13 protein-coding genes are annotated in these 19,440 nt (G+C 38.8%); 6 read left to right on the top strand and 7 right to left on the bottom strand.

Going from position 1 to position 19,440, the window contains the following annotated elements; genetic code table 11:
* Nucleotides 1–10: 10 nt before the first annotated feature.
* Nucleotides 11–3,352, bottom strand: coding sequence for a UvrD-helicase domain-containing protein (locus tag RYH73_RS03695; RefSeq protein WP_335311915.1), 3,342 nt, complete (start codon nt 3,350–3,352; stop codon nt 11–13).
* A 49-nt stretch (nt 3,353–3,401) separates the two neighbouring features.
* Here RYH73_RS03695 and RYH73_RS03700 point away from each other — a divergent pair, with 49 nt between their 5' ends.
* Nucleotides 3,402–3,896 (top strand): thioredoxin family protein, encoded by a 495-nt coding sequence (locus tag RYH73_RS03700; RefSeq protein WP_335311916.1) that lies wholly within the window; start codon nt 3,402–3,404, stop codon nt 3,894–3,896.
* Between the two features lie 129 nt (nt 3,897–4,025).
* Nucleotides 4,026–4,388 carry a TM2 domain-containing protein gene (locus RYH73_RS03705; RefSeq protein ID WP_335311917.1) on the top strand — a complete coding sequence of 121 codons (363 nt, stop codon included), beginning with the start codon at nt 4,026–4,028 and terminating at the stop codon, nt 4,386–4,388.
* Nucleotides 4,389–4,409: 21 nt separating this feature from the next.
* Here RYH73_RS03705 and RYH73_RS03710 read toward each other — a convergent pair whose 3' ends face one another.
* Nucleotides 4,410–5,960, bottom strand: coding sequence for a glycoside hydrolase family 10 protein (locus tag RYH73_RS03710; protein ID WP_335311918.1), 1,551 nt, complete (start codon nt 5,958–5,960; stop codon nt 4,410–4,412).
* Nucleotides 5,961–6,506: 546 nt separating this feature from the next.
* Here RYH73_RS03710 and RYH73_RS03715 point away from each other — a divergent pair.
* Nucleotides 6,507–7,481, top strand: a complete 975-nt coding sequence (locus RYH73_RS03715) for a hypothetical protein (protein ID WP_335311919.1) — start codon at nt 6,507–6,509, stop codon at nt 7,479–7,481.
* An 8-nt stretch (nt 7,482–7,489) separates the two neighbouring features.
* On the opposite strand, the gene RYH73_RS03720 is transcribed toward RYH73_RS03715, so the two are convergent.
* From RYH73_RS03720 to RYH73_RS03735, 4 genes are all read right to left on the bottom strand, one after another.
* A complete protein-coding gene (locus RYH73_RS03720; RefSeq protein WP_335311920.1) occupies nt 7,490–11,212 on the bottom strand; it encodes a sensor histidine kinase in 3,723 nt (1,240 codons plus the stop codon).
* A 92-nt stretch (nt 11,213–11,304) separates the two neighbouring features.
* A complete protein-coding gene (gene fabD / locus RYH73_RS03725) occupies nt 11,305–12,192 on the bottom strand; it encodes an ACP S-malonyltransferase (RefSeq protein ID WP_335311921.1) in 888 nt (295 codons plus the stop codon).
* A gap of 51 nt (nt 12,193–12,243) precedes the next feature.
* Complete coding sequence (gene folE / locus RYH73_RS03730) at nt 12,244–12,885, bottom strand: GTP cyclohydrolase I FolE (protein WP_335311922.1); 642 nt, start codon at nt 12,883–12,885, stop codon at nt 12,244–12,246.
* 20 nt (nt 12,886–12,905) lie between these two features.
* Nucleotides 12,906–13,319 (bottom strand): 6-pyruvoyl trahydropterin synthase family protein, encoded by a 414-nt coding sequence (locus RYH73_RS03735; RefSeq protein WP_335311923.1) that lies wholly within the window; start codon nt 13,317–13,319, stop codon nt 12,906–12,908.
* A gap of 56 nt (nt 13,320–13,375) precedes the next feature.
* On the opposite strand from RYH73_RS03735, the gene mqnB reads away from it, so the two are divergent.
* The 3 genes from mqnB to RYH73_RS03750 all read left to right on the top strand — a co-directional run bounded on the left by mqnB (nt 13,376) and on the right by RYH73_RS03750 (nt 16,857).
* On the top strand, nt 13,376–14,026 hold the full coding sequence (gene mqnB, locus RYH73_RS03740; protein ID WP_335311924.1) for a futalosine hydrolase: 651 nt from the start codon (nt 13,376–13,378) through the stop codon (nt 14,024–14,026).
* A gap of 104 nt (nt 14,027–14,130) precedes the next feature.
* A complete protein-coding gene (locus RYH73_RS03745) occupies nt 14,131–14,988 on the top strand; it encodes a 1,4-dihydroxy-6-naphthoate synthase (RefSeq protein WP_335311925.1) in 858 nt (285 codons plus the stop codon).
* Nucleotides 14,989–15,063: 75 nt separating this feature from the next.
* Nucleotides 15,064–16,857: a glycoside hydrolase family 15 protein gene (locus tag RYH73_RS03750; protein ID WP_335311926.1), complete on the top strand. Its 1,794-nt coding sequence runs from the start codon at nt 15,064–15,066 to the stop codon at nt 16,855–16,857.
* A gap of 5 nt (nt 16,858–16,862) precedes the next feature.
* Here RYH73_RS03750 and RYH73_RS03755 read toward each other — a convergent pair whose 3' ends face one another.
* Complete coding sequence (locus RYH73_RS03755; protein WP_335311927.1) at nt 16,863–19,040, bottom strand: bifunctional alpha,alpha-trehalose-phosphate synthase (UDP-forming)/trehalose-phosphatase; 2,178 nt, start codon at nt 19,038–19,040, stop codon at nt 16,863–16,865.
* Nucleotides 19,041–19,440: the final 400 nt, after the last annotated feature.

Here is a 19,440-nt window from a genome sequence, read left to right on the forward strand (position 1 = left end):
ATAAAGAATATTAAACTTCGACTAAGCGGTTATTGAATGCATAAAATAAAAAAGCACGTACATTTGGATAACCCATTTCCTGTAAGTTTTGTTGGTATTCTCTCACTTGGATTATGTGCTGAGAGTTTTCCATACCCGTAAATTTAAAATCTAATATGATTGTTTCGTCTGTTCCGATCAATACCTTATCAGGGCGCAATATATTTCCATCCTTTGTGATAATTCGTTGTTCATTGAGGCTTTGGTAAGGTTTATCTAAAAGCGCTGCCAAATGCTCATTCTTGCGGAGTTGTACAGCTTCTTCATGTAATTTCATGAGTTCTTCTGCTGTAATCAGACCCTCGCTTTGCATCCTGTTGAGATGTTTTGGAAAATCTGATATTTCTGTTGTCAGCGATAATAGCTCGTGCAGTAATAAGCCTTGTCTAGTTGCTGTATTCTGTTCGCCCAGCGAAAGCAGTTCCCGTTTTATTTTTCGATTGTCTAGTGCTTGTTTTAGTAAATCTGATACTGGAAATTTATTAAAACGCCAATAATGATTGCCGGCACTTTCCCAGTAATCAATACTAGCTTCCTGATACCTAATCGGGGGTTGGATCGGATGCTTTACCTCCCTAAAAGTATCGGTTGATGGATAAATGATGCCCTTGTTGTATTCGATACCCAACTCATCACTGTGTAATGTTAATACTTGTCGAAGCAAATCAGCAATCAGAGAATCACTCCCTTTGCCTTCTTTAATATCCGGGGCACTGATATAAAGTTCTTTTCTGGCGCGCGTTGTTGCTACATAAAGCAGGTTTAAAGCATCCATGTAATTAAAGAGCATTTCTTCGAAATAGGTTTGAAAGAGTGACGACTTAGCGAGCATACTGTTATATTTTACCGGAACGCTTTGGAGAATTTCGTAGGATGTATTGTTTGTGTTTACCCAGAAGTTGCTGTTAATCATCCCATCAAGCTCCCAGGAACAGAAAGGGATCATCACCACATCGAAGGCCAAACCCTTGGACTTATGAATCGTCATAATTTCTATAGCATTACTTCCTTCATTAGCTGGCAGTGCTTTCATTTTCCCTTCCTCATCCCAGTAGCTTAGGAACGAAGTGATGCCTCGTTCGCCTTGGGAACTGAATTCGGCTACAAGATCCCTAAACGTAATTAAATAAGGTATGGAAGCTTCATCCTTGGTGATTTCATAACCCTGAATTAAAGATTCGATCAGTTCTGTTAAAGGAAGCTGTTGCCAGCCATACCAATTATTAATGATGATATTTGGTAAAATTTTTCCCCAAATTTTAATATCGGATTGTGCGGCATTTAACCATGACACTTCGTCGTCGTTTTCCCCTTGTCCGCAAACTTGTTGATAAAGGTAAAGACAGTTTGCCCGATAAAGTGAAGCTTCTTCAGCCGGGGTGATCATCGCCCTTAAGGTATTAATAAGCAAGCGAATACCGGGATTGTTAAGCAATAAAAGTGCATCTCCTGAAATAACGTCAAATTTATGAGACTCTTCCAATTCTTTCTGTATGTACAGCAGATATTCGATAACTTCACGAGCTTCTGTATTATTCCGAACCAAAATGCCTATTTGATGGGGTTGATATCTACTATTACTCAGCCAAGTAATAATCGTATCGGCTAGGGCTTTTAAGGCTGCTGGTTTAACCTCCTTTGTCCGTGTTTTGGCAAAGGAACTCGTAACAGGAAAAAAGGAAACAGTAACTTTCCCTCCTTCGTTCCTACCGGAAGGAATTTTTTGAACGGTTTCTTGGTAAGCGTCGGTTAATATCTGTGCATATCCAGCTGGCTGCCACCAGGAATTGTACAAGCTGTCGCCTATTTCATTGTAAATCTTATCGTTTATTATTTGCTGTAAAAGTTTTGGAGCTTGGGTAAATAAAAAGTTATTGAATTCTATAATATGGGAAAGACTTCGGTAATTCTCTTGAAGCGTGTGGAAACTAATGTAATGCGCTCCCAAATCCTTCCCCGATTGGTATTGAAGAATTCTCCAGTCACCATTTCGCCACCGATAAATACTTTGTTTGACGTCTCCAACTATTAGATGATGAGGAATGGATTGATTTCCTCCCCCACTAGCGAGTGCATTGACCAGCAAAGGTTTAAAATTTTGCCATTGATTCGCAGATGTATCTTGAAATTCATCGAATAAGAAATACTTATAGCGATTTCCCACTTTCTCGTAGATGAAGGAAATGTTTTGATCTTGATATCTGTTGATTTCTCTCAAAAGATTTTGTGCATCACTAATAAGAGACACCGCGTTCTCTTCTCTATATTCAGCAAGCAGCACACTCATTTCTTTTAGCAGACGCAAGTAGTAAAAATTAGCTTGAACCGCTTTTGCTAAAAAGTAAGTGCGACTATGTTCCTGTTTATAATTTAGAAGTTGATGTAAATGAGGGTTCAACTGATTGTATAAATCGGAGACCGCACCACTAAGGCCATTTTTTTGCCATTTTTCGGGATTATCTATATATTCAGCAAACTTGTCGACAGCCTCTAAATTATCAGAACTCAAGGACGGTATTTTGGCAATTAAATTTTGGGACTTACGCAGGAATAGATCACTTGACACTCCCGCACGATTAAATATGTCGGTTGCCTTTTTTAATAGGTGGTCCATTTCTCTCTCAAAACGGAGAATAATTTCCTCCGAAAGGGCTTCCATCGTGGTAAAGACTACTTGTCGATCTGCTTCACTTAACTTGGAAACGGCCTCGTTAAAAGGATGAAAATGTTCTTTGAAGAGCTCATCTGCCAGTTTCTTCAGTACGGTTGTATAATTCCAACTGCGATCGTTTTCTATTTGCTTTCTAGCATAATTAATGATCCATTGCAATAGGTCGTCACGATCATTCAATAATTTATTAAGACGTGAAACCAAGCTCTGTTTGACCCGATCACTGTTCATCTCCAAGCGATAGGCTGCATTTAAACCAAGTTCGAAACTAAAACTTCTAATAATTTTTTGGTAAAAGCCATCAATTGTGCTAATAGCAAATCGACTATAATTATGTAGAATTTGTCTGTAAACTTCCTTAGCTTTTAGCTGTAAATCCACCCTAGATAGTTCTGGATAGGTCTTCATTATAATAATGCGATAAGATTCTACCTCCTCACTCGCTAATGCCAGACCTTCGATGACATTTAGAATGCGGTGTTTCATCTCGGCTGTTGCCTTATTGGTAAAAGTGACGGCCAGAATTTCCGAAAAATGAATTTTCTTGCCGAACAATAAACTGATATAGTGTGCAGTTAAGCTAAAAGTTTTTCCAGATCCGGCCGAGGCCTTTAGTATTTTTACAGGAGGAATATTGGCCATATTAAACAAAACACTTTACTTTGTAAAATACGTAAATTTATTCAGAGCGATGAAGAAAATCCTTATTATAATCTTTATTTGTGCTGTTTTTGTTTCGCAAGTCGCTGCCCAACAGGCAAAGAAAAAACTCTATCATCCTGAAGCGAATGCTCAATCAGAAATAAAAGCGGCTGTCGAAAAGGCAAAAAACGAAGGAAAACATGTTTTTTTACAAATAGGAGGAAACTGGTGCGTTTGGTGTTTGCGTTTCAACGAACTTGTTACGGGCAATGATACCTTGAAAAACTATATACAGGCTAATTACGAAATAGTTCATGTGAATTATAGCAAGGAAAATAAAAACGAGGATGTGTTAGCTTTGCTCGGTTATCCACAACGATTTGGTTTTCCTGTATTTGTGATTTTAGATGGCGAGGGAAATCGGCTTCATACCCAGAATAGTGCCTATTTAGAGGAAGGGAAAGGGCATAGTACAAAAAAAGTGCTTGAATTTTTGGAGAACTGGTCGCCTAAAGCGATTGATCCGAAATCTTATCGAAAGTGAGTTCGATCAAGAAAGGGAACAAAATTAGATATGCAATGTTTCTCGCGGTCGAGCGTCTGTAACAATTGCTCCGTTTTAAGCTCAAAGTTAGAGGCTTTTTATAGAGGAAACATTATTAAACACAAAGCGATGAAAGAGCAAAAAATCTTTATGATGATCCCAGATATTACTCCGGAGGAGATGATATTTTTACGCAGCGCCTTACAGACTATTAAGGAAGAAAACGCAGAAGAATTTCTTTTTCTATATAAAGGAAAAAGAAAAGGAACACAGGAAGTCATGTTGATGACGCTCATCGGCTTTCTGGGCATTGCAGGGATCCAACGCTTTATGCTAAAACAAATAGGTATGGGAATCCTGTTTCTTTTAACGTTTGGCTTTTGTTATATTGGAACCATTGTAGATCTCATCAATCACAAGAAGCTCACGGCCGATTACAATGAGCAAATGGCCCTTGAAACCCTCCAACTTATGCAAATCTATCGGTCCTAAATTTTAATAGCGGCCATTTGATCAATTTGGAATAGTCGTTTGCATATTCGAAGGTCCGCTTTCATTTTTTAAGCGGTCGATGGCGGTTATTATATAGGTATATTGCGAACCTCCCCTAACAGACTGATCGGTATAAAATGTACGATTGGTATCAAAAATTATTTCCAGGATATTCTGTGCGTTATTTAGATTAATTGCTTCACCTTCATTAAATCGATATATTACGTAGCCATAAGCTGTTTCTCCATCTGTTGCAGGTAGCGGCTTGTCCCATCTTAAGGAGACCCCGCCCGTATTTAAATTATGGTATAGAAGGTTTTGAGGAGCCAGAGGCGGTATACTGTCCAGCCAAGGCATCGTTGGTTGTAGAGACTTATAGCGATAAAAATTATATTGCAGGGAATCTCTAAAGCCACCGAGGTTATTTACAAGGGACTTGGAGCTAAAATAAACACTGCCCTGTATTGTAGGAAACTTCCTTAAGTGCCGAATCTGATTTGGCAGTTGGCGTCTGTCCCTCCACCCCGTTGCATTATCTGCTGCTCGATAAGCGGCTTGCCCTATATAGATGTGCTTACCATAGCCATTGGCACTCCACCAATCAATCAGGATTTCATAAGCAGCAGCACGATTATTGAAGGGGAAATAAATCTGTGGATTGATATAGTCTACCCAACCATTTTGAAGCCAGGTCCTCGCATCCGCATACAATTGTGAATAGCCGCTTAACCCGGAAGTTTCAGAACCCTCCGGGTGTTGTTTCTTATTCTGCCAGATGCCAAAGGGGCTAACGCCAAATTTCATATATCTTTTTTCGTGATGCACACTATCGGCCAAGGTTTTTATTAGTTCATTGACATTATTTCTTCGCCAATCATCTATTCTTGAGAACCCCTTTCCATAACGTTGAAATGTGTTTGCATCGGGAATAGATTGTCCTCCGGCTGGGTAAGGATAAAAGTAATCGTCAAAGTGAACCCCATCAATATCATAGTTTTTAACAACGGACATAATGACCTCTACGATATATTTTTGAACCTCTGGTATGCCGGGGTTAAAGAGTTTCTTTCCCGCATAGGTAAAAAACCAATCGGGATGTTGTTTCGTAATATGATGGGGACTAACATTTGTTTCGTTTAGGTCGAATGTAGCACGATAAGGATTAAACCATGCGTGTAATTCCATACCTCTATTATGGGCCTCCTGTATGGCAAAGTCTAAAGGATCATATAAAGGGTTTGGCGCTTGTCCTTGGCTCCCTGTCAGGAAACGCGACCATAGTTCTTTTCCTCTTGCATAGATTGCATCGGCAGAGGGCCTAACTTGTAAGAATATGGCATTGATCCCCGCGCGCTGATGGGCATCTAGGAGGCGCAAGAGCTCTTGTTTTTGTGTCTCGGACGGTAAGCCGGCTTTACTAGGCCAATCAATATTGACAACAGTGGATACCCAAACACCTCTTAATTCTCTTTTGGGAATAAGATCTGTGTTTTGCGCCTGCACTGTCAAGCAAAGAAATGAGAGAAGGTAAAATAGAGAACCTAATAGTTTATTGCGAGGGGAAATATTCATCAAGTATATCGTATTTGTTTTCAGCCGCTTTTCTTTTATAAAAAGTTGTAAAGATAAGTATAGCTTTGAGTACGAGAAAAAAAAATGGGTAAAAATGCAGGGATTTCGCTTTTAAAAGGAAGAAAGATTTTAATTAGTTTATTTTTTACTCCTGTTCTTATCCTTATATCATAAAGAACCGAAGAATGTAATGGTGAAAGAGTTGACTAATAAACTTAATATTAAAACAAAATGACTGTCGACTTTCTGACCTAAAACATGGATCGATTTAACACATAGATGAAAGCGTATTTTTTAAGTAAAACCGACCAACGGAGCTCCCATATTTCCTAATTATTATTTAACGTTTGGACGGATGTGTATTTATATTAAAAGTGAAATCCCTGAATAAAAGTGTTTGCGTCAATATTTTTGTATGTATTGATATTAGTACAAATACCTGTTTATCACATGAAAAGAGATCGGGAAAGGGGTTTTTATAAAATAATTGTTGTTGGAACAATTTTTGCTTATCGTTTTGAGCCTAACGTTTAAATGTGACAAAAAATGGAAGAGAATGATATAGTCTATAAACCTTCTGCTCAAACAGATAGTAGTCAGCATCGTGCCAATCCGCAAACAGATGGTTTACAGGAACGGGGAAAGGACAATCCAAAGATTTACTTTTTCATTTTCGCTATTTTGGCTTTATTGGCCACCAACATTTACTTTTATGTTAAATATAAGAGTTCAAGTGAGCAACAGACAACGATCCTGAGCGAAAGAATTCAAATGGAGACGGAGTTGGACAGAATAGAGGTCGAATTAGATCGTGTTACCAACGAGAACGTGGATTTGACGGAGTCATTAAAGGCAGCTCAGAACAATGCAAGGACAAAGATAGAGGAATTGCGCGCAAAATTAACGCAAAATGAACTGGATCGGACAGCACTTCAAAAAGCGCGAGAAGAAATTGCGAAATTGAAAGGGGCAGTTTCCCGGTATACAAAAGATATAGAACAACTGAAAAGCGAAAATGCCCTGCTAATATCGGAACGAGATCGTTTGAAAGCAAACGTTAATACAGTAAGGGAGAAGGCAAGTGAGCTGGAAAGTATCAATAGTATGCTCGAGCATAAAGTAGAGATTGCTTCAGCACTCAAGCTTTCCTCAATTAATGTGAATGGGATCAGAGAACGAAAGAGCGGGAGTGAAAATGTTGAGAGTAAAGCCAGGCGAACCGATAAATTAAAAATAGAATTTAGTATCGCGGACAATCCAATTGCGAAAGAGGCGATATATGATGTCTACATTAGAGTAATCGAGCCAAATGGAAATCTGCTGATTACGGAGAACAATATTTTTGAAGTAGACGGTGTAGAAATGCAATACACCGATAAAACAGGCATAGAATTTTTGAACGATGGGAAGCTTTATACCATTGAATGGAGGGGGGTTGAAAATTTCAAGCCAGGAACTTACACCATTGTGTTATATACGAACAGAGGGACCATGGGAAAAGGAACGATTCGACTGACCTAATCGTTGATTTATAATGGTATTTCAATAAAAAAGGTGGTTCCTTTGCCGATTTCTGTTGAGTAGCTGATCGAACCTTTCATACTTTCAATGGTCTGTTTGACGAAAGCCAGTCCTAAACCAGTACCAGAGCTTTTTGTTGTAAAATTTGGTTGGAAGATGCGGTCCCGAACTTGCTCGTCTATCCCATTCCCGTTGTCTTTAATGGCGATAATTAATAAGGAATTATTTCTTTTCATTGAGATATGAATCAAGCATTTTCCCCGACCAGCTTTGGCTTCGATGGCGTTTTTAATTAGGTTGCTGAAAGACCTTCTAAGTTGGTCTTTATCGCCTCTTACTACTACAGATCCTTCCCCATGATAATTGAAAGAAATCTCAACGGCGGCAGTATTGTTGTATATGGGGATAACTTTTTCTATGGTATCATTTATATCAACATCTTCAAGTTGTGTGTCGGGCATTTTAGCAAAATTTGAAAACTCAGAGGCAATAGTTGATAGGCTGTCGATCTGTTCTATAAAAGATTTACTAAAGCGCTTGAATTTTTGATCAAAATTAGGGTCATCTTCCTTCCAGGAGCGTTCAAGTAGTTGTACGCCAAGTTTTAAAGGTGTTAAAGGGTTTTTGATTTCATGTGCTACCTGTTTGGCCATTTCCCTCCAAGCGGACTCTCTCTCAGATTGGGCTATTTTGTTTGCACTTACCTCCAGCGCGGCAATCATGTTATTGTATTCTTTGATCAAAGAGCCGATCTCATCATTTCTCTTCCAGAATATGGGCTCATTCGTTTTTCCGATAGAAGTTTTTGCCAAACTTCTTTGAACGAGGCTTAGAGGTGAAGTTATTCGGTTAGCGATAAATACGGCGAACAGACCTAAAGCGACGATGACGAGCGCATAAATATTTATGAGTGTACTTAATAGCATCCCGATACGTTCTGCAAATTCTTTTTCATCAGAAAAATAAGGGAGACTCAGATAGGCGATTGTTTCGTCCTGATCATTTTTTATAGGTGCATAAGCGACCGGGTATTCTAGATTACCGATTACCTCTTTATGGAAATATTCAGATCGCCTAAATTTGGACATATGTAACCAAGCTTTCGCATTCATATGTTTTGATGTTAGACCGAGATCATAGATTTTACTTTGTGTTGTATAGAATAAAACACCCTCTGTATTATAAAGGCTGATATCCGTAGCGTTTGAGGTTGCGGTATTATAAAGATCTTTTTCAATTTCGGGATTTTTCGCTTCGGGGTTTTTAAATGCTGAAGACTCAAGTCCGGATGTAATGGTTTCTAAACCTGAAACCATTTGATTAATACGTTTAACGGTATTTATTTCCTGTTGATGTACATATTGATTACTTACACTAAAGAAAGTAATGGCGCCGGCAATAATTAATGTAATGACAACGGCTGATACAACAAACGCCTGTATACGTGTTCTATAGAGGATTTTATTTTGGGTGATCCAAAAAGAACGTCTTACCGTTCGAAAGCTAAAGTCATAATTTTTAAAGGTGATAATCAGCCATTGGGAAGCATAAACGGTAATGGCAAAAACAAGTAGTACGAGGAATAAAAAGGACAAAGAGGCTAGTTGCATCCAAAGGCCCTGTCGATCTTTACTCAACACCATCAATATATGGTCATTGGGTCGATACATAAGTTCTCCGCCCCCATTTGTTGTATTTATTCGAATGAATTGGAAGCGATCTTTGGGATAATCACGATCGTTCTCGGAAAAAAGGTGATCACCAAATTGATTGACTAATTTTCCGTTTCGATAAAGAGCAAAGGAATATTGCTCCAAGTTTTCTTGCTTATTAAGTCGGCCGTTACTCAGTATTTCGGGGAAGGATACATAACGCTCAAAGGCTTTACTAGTTAATTCGATTAATGCCGTGCCAACCTCTTTTCCATCAACAATAATGGGAATTAAACCGAAATACAACAGGCTTCCGAAATTATTATTGATGCGATAAAAATATTCTGACACCTTAATAGACCCTGATTCTACCTTTTGTTTATAATAAGCGAGTTTTTGTACATTTTTAACATCATCGGTAAAGTTTTTTTTCAACTCATAGATGTTGAATTCATAACGTGATAGGTAACCGCTAAAATAGGTCTGTTTGATGTAATCATTTAATACATGAACATTATATTTTTGAGGTTGTGAAAAATAATTTATTAGATAATGATCCTTTGCAACGGTATTTTCTATACTATAGAAAATAAATACGGCATCTGGATCGTCAGCAGATTCTAGGCGTTGTAAAATTAATTTTTGTGTTTCCAGTTCCTTATCGTTAATAAATCGAGTCTGATTCAAGGAGGCAATCCCTGCAAAGAGTAAAAGGGTAGTAATAAATATGACGAGGTTAAAATCTTTCTGACTGAAGAAAGTCAGCGCCCGAAGCAAAATAACGCTACTAAAGAGGAAAAAGGATACGGTTAATTCATTTATGAAGAAAAGGGTACCTCCATAAATAATAAGTAGGATAAAAAATAAGGTGAACCATTGGCGTTTATGGATATCAAAACTTAAACTTACGGCCATTAAGACTTCCAGCAAAAGATGCAGGTTGAGTATAACCAGGCATAAAGCAGAAATTCCAAGCCAGCTGAAAACATTGAGTTTTAATATATTAGTAACATCAAATTGGATATTAGAATTGCCGATCAACCCTCCAAAGACCTGAACAATTTGGGAACAGATTAAGTAAATGAGCAACGATGCAAGTGCAAAAAAGATAACCTTGAGGAAGGTATTCGTTGACGGTCTCTTTACGAAAAGCTGAAAGCGATAATTGTAAACATAGCACATAAACCAGGCGGCAGCTATTACGTTCAGTAAAAAGGCTCCTAAAGACGGAAAAACAAAGCTCGATGCATAGTATTTGGGATCGAAAATTTCATTAAAGAAGTGAGTGGCGAGCAAGCCATTAGATAAATCGAGATATCTGGTAAGAATGAAGAACAGCAGAAAAACCAAAGCGGACAACTTAACTTTACCCTTTCCTGCCATCCAAGCACAAACGCTGTTCATCAAAATCGTTGCAAAAAACATGGCCGCAAGCCACATCGCCAATTCTAGTTTAGAAAAGAGTGTATTGTACGTTTGTTGTTTCAGTTTTACTGAGAACAAGTATTTACCATCGCTGCTTCGTATATTATAAACCGGGTTGTCGTCGTAATTTGCAATCGTGAGGTTTTGACTATGAATCAGGTCAGGCGAGAAGTCTTCGTTCAGGTAACTGTTTTTTAATGCGTAATGTGATTTGATGGGAATTAAACACACGACAGAAAAGCCCCCTTTCGACCTTTTAATTGCTTCATAAGAGCCATTATCTGCAACAATTAATGAGCTTCCTTCAGGCAATCCTGCATCTGATTGTGGAACGATTTTATCTGAACCCCAAAAAGTTAATTCGCTATTTGAATAAGTATATACAAGAACTTTTTTCGTTTCGCCAAAATACTCAACAACATGAGCAGTCAACTTTTCATTGTTTTGAATATCTTTAAGGGCGTTAAAGCTAGCACTATCTTTAAGAAAGGCTTTTATAAAAAGCTCCTTTTTGTGCAGATTTTGCTCGATCCGTTTCGCTTCGATCCGTAAAATCTCTTCCTTTCTAAAAGTTAAATGAATTGTAAGCGCCGTACCGATGAAGCAGAGAGTCAGTACCAGAAGTAATACCCGTATTTTTAAAGAGTTATTCAAAGTAGAACGTATTGCTTTTGGTAAAAATATAAAAAAACCTCATACGTATAAAGAAAACGTATGAGGCATAAAAATAATATGCGACCGTAAACTTAAGCGAGATTGGCAGCAGAAGTATCTGCTTGTCTATTCACCTTTTTTACCAGCCCCTGTAATACATTTCCCGGACCAACTTCTATAAAGGATGTAGCCCCATCAGCCAACATGTTTTCAATTGTTTGTGTCCATTTTACTGCGCCGGTTAATTGAGCAATAAGATTCTCTTTAATTTTAGCTGGATCAGTATAAGCTTTCGCATCTATATTTTGATAAATCGTGCAAATCGGTTCTTTGATTGATACTTTTTGAATCGCATTTTGAAGCTCCACCCTAGCAGTTTCCATCAGGGGAGAATGAAAAGCTCCGCCAACGTTTAATTTAAGGGCTCTTTTAGCGCCCGCCTGCAACAACAATTCACAAGCTTTCTCAACTCCTTCTATTGTCCCGGATATAACCAATTGTCCTGGACAATTATAATTTGCAGGCACAACCACATCGCTGACGCGCTGGCAAATATCTTCCACCGTAAAATCATCAAGTCCTAAAATAGCTGCCATGGTAGACGGCTGGATTTCACACGCTTTTTGCATCGCATTGGCTCTTTGCGATACCAAAGTGAGACCATCTTCAAAGCTTAAAGCTTGCGTGGCAACAAGGGCGGAAAACTCGCCTAATGAGTGACCGGCCACCATATGTGGATCAAACTGATCGCCCAATGCTTTAGCTAGAATAACCGAATGTAAAAAAATAGCAGGTTGCGTAACATTGGTCCTTTTAAGATCGTCTTCGGTTCCATCGAACATAATATCCGTGATACGGAAACCTAAGATTTCATTTGCCTGTTCAAATAGATTGCGGGTACTTTCTTTATATGCATAAAGATCCTTTCCCATTCCTACAAATTGCGCTCCTTGTCCAGGGAATAAATAGGCTTTCTTCATTCGTTTATGATGTTTTAATGTATAGTTTAAAGATAAAAGAACACTGAAACACTAGTCGAGGCTAGCGGTTATCAATCGTAAAAACTCAGCTCGCGTGCGCTCATGTGCAAATTCTCCCGTAAAGGCAGAAGTAGTCGTAACGGAGTTCTGTTTTTGAATACCTCGCATTGCCATACATAGGTGTTTACATTCGATTACCACGGCCACTCCTGCCGGATTAAGGGTTTCTTGAATACAATCCCGTATTTCGTTCGTCAGTCTTTCCTGTACCTGTAAGCGACGGGCGAAAGCGTCCACCACTCGAGGTATTTTGCTAAGCCCAACAATGTGCCCTTTCGGAATATAGGCGATGTGTGCTTTTCCGAAGAAGGGTAATAGGTGATGTTCGCACATGGAATAAACCTCTATATCTTTTACGACCACCATTTGGCTATAATCTTCTTCAAACATCGCACTTTTTAAGATTGCAGCAGGATCAACATCATAACCATGGGTTAAATATTGCAGCGCCTTAGCAATTCTTTCCGGTGTTTTCAATAAGCCTTGGCGTTTTGGGTTTTCGCCAAGTTGAGAAAGAATATCTTCATAATGACTGGCGATACTTTCAACCTTATCGGTATTATAACGATCAATTTTTACATAACCATCCAGTTCATCGTCATCCAAAGGAGCCTCGTTATTGTTAATATTCATCGGATTGTTCCTTATTAATTTTAGTTTCCAAAATATTCCACCGAATTGTTTTCGGTTTCCTGAAGTTTTATACTATGAAGTTTCGCGCCTGCGGCTTCGATCGGGTTTTTCAATTGGTTAAAGATTTCTAGAGCAAGAACTTCTGTGGAGGCCATTTTCCCTTCCATAAAATCTACATCCAAATTTATGTTTCGGTGATCTAGTTTTTCTACAACATGTTGTAGAATGATATTTTTAAGGATACGTAAATCCATCACAAACCCCGTAGTTGGGTCGATCTCTCCCTTGATAGTAACAAAGAGCTCATAGTTATGACCATGCCAATTAGGATTGCTGCATTTACCGAAGGTCGCTTCGTTTTCTTCCAAGCTCCAGTCGTCACGATATAATTTATGGGCGGCACTAAAACGCTCTCTACGAGTAATATAAATCATAATCAATTATTAGCCCGCAAAGATAAGCTTAATAATTTTAACATTTCAGAATTTTGATGGATGAAAATCATTATATTGCCTTTCTATTACTTATGACCAAATGCTTAATAGTGGCAGCAACTGCCACAGAAATAGGTCCCTTTATGCAATCTTTAGAAGGGAAGAAAGAAAAACCCGATATTTTAGTAACAGGTGTTGGTATGGTGGCTACCGCCTTTGCTTTGGGGAGGAAATTAAATAACAAGGCATATGATTTTGCTATTAACGTAGGTGTGTGCGGATCCTTTTCAAAAAATATACCGCTTGGAGAACTCGTTTTTATCGAAAGGGATGTGTTTTACGAATTAGGGGCTGAAGATGATCAGCACTTTATCCCAATAGATGAATTGGGTTTTGGAAAAGCTGCATTCCAAGCGATACGGGGCTTTCCAAAGGACCTTGTTAGTCCGTTCAGACAAGTTAGGGGGTTGACTGTAAACAGTGTACACGGAAATGATCGAAGCATTGAACAAGCATTAGAGAGAGCGCAGGCAGAAGCGGAAAGCATGGAGGGAGCCGCTTTTTATTATGCCTGTGAACAAGTGGGATTGCCTTGTGTACAGATAAGAAGCATTTCTAATTATGTAGAAAAACGGAATCGCGATGGCTGGCAAATGGGGCTTGCTGTCAAAAATTTGAATGATTGGCTCCTTTCTTATTTTAGTTAAGTGTTTTTTGATATAAAATGACATTTTAACCAAGAAAGATGCTACTTGTTCTACTACTTTTGCTAGGGATGTTTTATATGATATAGCAAACAAAGCATAATTTGATGAAATTGACACTTGGATTTTCACCCTGCCCTAATGATACGTTTATTTTTGATGCAATGATCCATCATAAAATTGATACAGAAGGGCTTACTTTTGACGTACTTTATGAAGACGTGGAATCGTTAAACCATAAAACGTTTGACGGCGCACTCGATATTAGTAAACTTAGTTTTCATGCTTATGCTTATGCATTGGAAAAATATGTTTTATTAGATGCGGGAAGTGCCCTTGGCTTTGGTGTAGGTCCGTTACTAATCTGTAAAAAGAAGGAATTGGTACATCAGGTTCTTCAGGGAAGAAAAGAACAGGGGGACTCAGATTTGAAGGTTGCCATACCCGGGAGGTACACTACGGCAAACTTTTTACTTGGATTGGCCCTCCCTCAGCTTCAAAATAAAGAGATTCTTGTTTTTTCTGAAATAGAACCGGCCTTATTAAATGAACAGGTTGATTTGGGTTTAATCATCCATGAAAATAGATTTACTTATCAAGAGAAGGGGTTACATAAAGTAATAGATTTGGGAGATTTCTGGGAAAAAGAAACAGGAAGCCCGATCCCATTGGGAGGAATTGTTATCAAAAGAGATATACCGGATGACATTAAAAAGAAAGTGAATCGTATTCTAAGAAGAAGTGTAGAATATGCCTTTGCCCATCCAAACGACGGTATTGATTTTATTCGCCAACATGCGCAGGAAATGAGTGAAGAGGTTATGTATAAGCATATTGAATTGTATGTCAACAAATATTCGTTTGATTTGGAACAGGAAGGAAGGCGTGCTGTGCAAGTAATGTTTGAAAAAGCACAGCAGTTAAATTTAATACCGCGGATAGAAAAAAAACTATTCTTAAGCTAGTAAAAGCAACCTTTTCGGCCTTTGGATTAAACAGAAACACGTTTTTATTGTTCTAAAACAGAAAATACTTAAAGAATGAATAGACACACCTATCAAAGTGGAATAATAGGGAACTGTGCCTACATTGCGCATGTACAAACAAACACAAATATTTCTTGGTTATGCTGGCCTGCCTTCGATAGTACATTTGTTTTCGGCAGTAAACTTGATAAGGAAAAAGGGGGTGAATTTTCAATTCTTCCTGACGGGGAATTCCAGTCGGAACAGCGATATATTCCGAATACCAATATTTTGGAGACGACAATCTCCAATGAAGAAGGGACGTACAAAGTAACAGATTTTGCACCCCGGTTCAGGCAGTATCATCGTTATTTTAAACCGCTGATGTTAATCAGGAAGGTGGAGCGTATTAGCGGGGAACCGCGTGTCCGCATGCGCTGTTATCCGGTAACGGATTACGGGAGGACAGCTCAAGATCGGCATCGAGGAAGCAATCATGTCGAGTTTACAGGCGGGAGTGATCGCATGCGGTTGACAACCAATGTTCCTATAAGCCATTTTTTCGAACCAGGGACTTTTGTTCTCCACGATACAAAATATTTAATATTGACTTATGGGGAACCCCTGGAAGCTCCACTCGAGGATACGGCAGAAATTTTTTTAAGACAAACCATCAATTACTGGCGAACTTGGATAAAACATACCACTATTCCCCCCTTTTATCAGGAAGCCGTTATTCGCTCGGCTTTGGCATTAAAACTTCATCAATATGAGGACACTGGTGCATTTATAGCCGCGAGTACCTCTAGTTTACCCGAGTCACCGGGGAGTGGACGAAATTGGGATTATCGGTATTGTTGGATTAGAGATAGCTATTACGTATTGGCCTCTTTGCTTCGCATAGGGCAGTTTGAAGAAATGGAGCATTATGCTGAATTTATTGCGAATATCTCAGTCAATGAAGAAGGGCGATATCAACCCCTTTATAGTATCACAGGGAGAAAGGAGTTAATCGAGGAGGAATTGAGCCATCTCTCGGGCTATATGGATAATAAACCCGTTCGACTAGGCAATCAAGCATATGAACACGTGCAAAACGACGTGTATGGCCAGGTCCTGCTATCGTTACTTCCGCTTTATACCGATAAACGATTTGTAGGTAAAGAGAAAGGGCATTCTTCAGTATGGTTGGATATGATGATTGGAAAAATCGAACAGACAATTGACGAAAAAGATGCCGGAATTTGGGAATTTAGAAATTTTGCTAATTACCATTGTTATACGAATCTTTTTCAATGGGCGGGAGCCAAAGCCGCTGCAAGAATTGCTCGGGAACTTCAGGACTCAAAGCTAGAGCAGCGCGCAGAAGCCTTAATAGTAAGGGCATCAAAGCACATTGAGGATTGCTACGATCCCAAAAGAAAAGTTTATACCCATGCAGTTGGAAGCGGGCATTTAGATGCCAGCACCTTACAGCTTATTATCATGAATTATCTAGACCCTTCGTCTGAAAAAGCAAGGGATCATCTGAAAGCCTTGGAAGAAGAACTTCGAGCAGAAAACGGACTTTTTTATCGATATCTTCATGCGGATGATTTTGGTAAACCGAAGTCGACTTTTCTCATTTGTGCCTTTTGGTACGTTGAAGCTTTAGCTTCTGTAGGGAGGACGCAGGACGCCATCCAGACTTTTGAAAATCTGCTGCCTTATGCAAACCATCTATTATTGTTTAGCGAAGATATTGACGCTAACAACGGTGACCAATGGGGCAATTTCCCGCAGGCATATAGCCATGTCGGCCTTATTAATGCAGTTAACAGAATTGCTGTTAGATTAGGAACACCCCGATTTTTGGTAATAGATCCCTAAGAATCTTACTTTTCAACTAGGAAGCCAAGTAGATCGCGTACTTCTTCTTGGTTTTCTAGGTAATATTTGGCGGCCGACACATTGCTACCAACCTTGATGCTAATTGCTTTTTCGGGGAGAGCTTTAAAGGTGTCTTCATCCGTTCGATCATCTCCTATCGCCAAAATAAAGTCGTAATCCGTATCATGTAGAAGATTTAACGTAGCCCGCCCTTTATTCACATCTGCATTCTTTACTTCGACAACCTTATCTCCGTCAAGCATTTTAAGACCATAGGTGTTTAAATGGTATTGGAGATTATCCATGAGTTCATTTGCGCGAAGAGAGCCCAACCCCTTTTGTACCTTACGGTAGTGCCAAGCAAGCGAATAGCTTTTTTCTTCGATAAAGGATCCCGGTGTTTTATCTGTATAATTTTCCATCAATTTTTGCACCTCATTCTTCCAGTTAGTGGATAAGCCTGGAAGCTGTTCCCATTCACTCATATTATTCTTTTTCCAGGCACCATGCTCAGCGATTAACCTATAGTTTTTCATACCGAACCATTGCTCGAGTGTGGTATGTTTTCTTCCACTAATGATAACCAGTGTGTTTTTTTTGTCTGCAACAAAAGTATCTAATAACTTATACAGTGCGGGATCGGGCGATGCTTCATCAATTTCTTTTTTAAAACCCACAAGCGTTCCATCATAATCAAAGAGCAATAAACGGTTACGAGCAGCTTGGTATCTTTCTTGTATGGCGAGCCTAATCGAGGCCTTTACCAAATTGGCCATCGAATTCTTTTGCATTTGTTTAACGTCTTCTAAGCGATTCATAAAGATCTTTACCCAGTGTTTGATGTTGAATTTGAAGACGACTGCACGCATTGCCTTCATTCTTTCCTCCATTTCACCTCTGGGCATATTTAATGCTGTTATTAATGCTTTTCGAACCTCGGAAATATTGTTTGGGTTTACCAATAAGGCATCGTTAAGTTCTTTTGATGCACCGGCCATTTCGCTCAGGATCAAAACACCGGTGTTGTCATTTCTGCTCGCGACATACTCCTTGCTTACCAGATTCATTCCATCACGCATCGGCGTAACGAGGCATACGTCGGCCACATTGTATAAAGCAGAAATAATTTCAATGGGATATCCGTGATAGAAATAAGCAATCGGATGCCATTCAAATGTTCTGAATCGAGCATTAATATGGCCGGCAAGTCGATCGATCTCATCTTTTAATCTTTTATATTGAGGTACTGTATCTCGAGAAGGAACGACAATCATATAGAGGATAATTTTCTCGATATATTCCGGGTTTTTCGAGAGTAGCAATTCAAAAGCATTCAGTCGTTGAATGATTCCCTTACTATAATCTAGTCGATCAATCGATAAAATGATCTTCTTTCCGTTAAAATTTTGCTTGAAACTCTGGATATGCGCCAATACTTCAGGATCATTCCCTAATCGGGAAAACTTTTCGCTATCCATACCCATCGGAAAAGGCTCTGCTAAAACAAGGCGATTTTCAACGCGTAAGCGATTTGCATCCGCATGTATGGGTAATAGATGTGTAGCTGCGCTCAGAAAATGACGTACATCATCAAAGGTATGAAAACCCAGTAAATCGGCTCCCAGCATGCCGTGTAATAACTCTTTTCGCCAAGGGATTAGGCGAAAGAGCTCCTGCGAAGGAAAGGGGATATGATTAAAAAAAGCAATGGATACATCTGGTTGTTTCAGCCGGATTAGGCCTGGAACTAACAAAAGCTGATAATCATGAACCCAAACGATGTCGCCGGGATTTAATTCGCGAAGAATAATATCTGCAAATTTTTGATTCACTTGCACATAAGACAACCAATTCTGATAATTGTAATTTGCATAATTGGAAAGATAATGAAATATCGGCCAAAGAACTTCATTGCTAAAGCCTTCATAATAGCGCTTAATTTCTTCTTTACTTAGAAATACAGGAATTAAATTGAGTAGTCTTAGTTTTTCGGTGACGTTTTGTTGCTCATTTTCTTTTTGAATATTTACACCGGGCCACCCGATCCAAATATTATTTCCCTCCTTATATATAGACCCTAAACCCGTGGCCAGCCCTCCTTCACTCGGGGTAAAACTCAACGCATTATTTTCTTCAACAATTTTTACAGGTAATCTATTCGATACGATAATTGTTTTGCTCACGATTCAATTAATTTTTATGATTAAAACCCAAAAATTGGTCAAGAGTTTGGAAAAAGGCCAATTCTTACGGTATATTTTATGAAGTTTTTAAATATAGCAAAATTTATTGGAGGAGAATAAGCAATCAAAAATATACGAAAGCAGGCGCTTTAGGATAAAAACAATGAAGAATAAACCGTAGGTTTGGGGGTAAATTCATGAAAAAGCTTTTACCATTTTTATTGATATTGTTGGTTGCTCTTTTCTCTTTTTATTACAAGAGAATGCCCGAAACATTAAAAAAAGGTTTTGGTCGGGTATTGGTCGTTGCAATCGTTGTATTTTGGGTCTATTTACTATTGAAATATGTATAGTTTAAAGATTTTCAAATAATTCCTGTTGTTTTTTATTTTTTAATGGG

The sequence above is a fragment of the Olivibacter sp. CPCC 100613 genome (assembly GCF_036959255.1).
Lineage (GTDB): Bacteria > Bacteroidota > Bacteroidia > Sphingobacteriales > Sphingobacteriaceae > Olivibacter.

Bases quoted from the DNA above. Each gene is read 5' to 3' on its own strand.
- RYH73_RS03695 (WP_335311915.1), bottom strand. From the start codon at position 3,352: ATGGCCAATATTCCTCCTGTAAAAATACTAAAGGCCTCGGCCGGATCT.
- RYH73_RS03700 (WP_335311916.1), top strand. From the start codon at position 3,402: ATGAAGAAAATCCTTATTATAATCTTTATTTGTGCTGTTTTTGTTTCG.
- RYH73_RS03705 (WP_335311917.1), top strand. From the start codon at position 4,026: ATGAAAGAGCAAAAAATCTTTATGATGATCCCAGATATTACTCCGGAG.
- RYH73_RS03710 (WP_335311918.1), bottom strand. From the start codon at position 5,960: ATGAATATTTCCCCTCGCAATAAACTATTAGGTTCTCTATTTTACCTT.
- RYH73_RS03715 (WP_335311919.1), top strand. From the start codon at position 6,507: ATGGAAGAGAATGATATAGTCTATAAACCTTCTGCTCAAACAGATAGT.
- fabD (WP_335311921.1), bottom strand. From the start codon at position 12,192: ATGAAGAAAGCCTATTTATTCCCTGGACAAGGAGCGCAATTTGTAGGA.
- folE (WP_335311922.1), bottom strand. From the start codon at position 12,885: ATGAATATTAACAATAACGAGGCTCCTTTGGATGACGATGAACTGGAT.
- RYH73_RS03735 (WP_335311923.1), bottom strand. From the start codon at position 13,319: ATGATTTATATTACTCGTAGAGAGCGTTTTAGTGCCGCCCATAAATTA.
- mqnB (WP_335311924.1), top strand. From the start codon at position 13,376: ATGGATGAAAATCATTATATTGCCTTTCTATTACTTATGACCAAATGC.
- RYH73_RS03745 (WP_335311925.1), top strand. From the start codon at position 14,131: ATGAAATTGACACTTGGATTTTCACCCTGCCCTAATGATACGTTTATT.
- RYH73_RS03750 (WP_335311926.1), top strand. From the start codon at position 15,064: ATGAATAGACACACCTATCAAAGTGGAATAATAGGGAACTGTGCCTAC.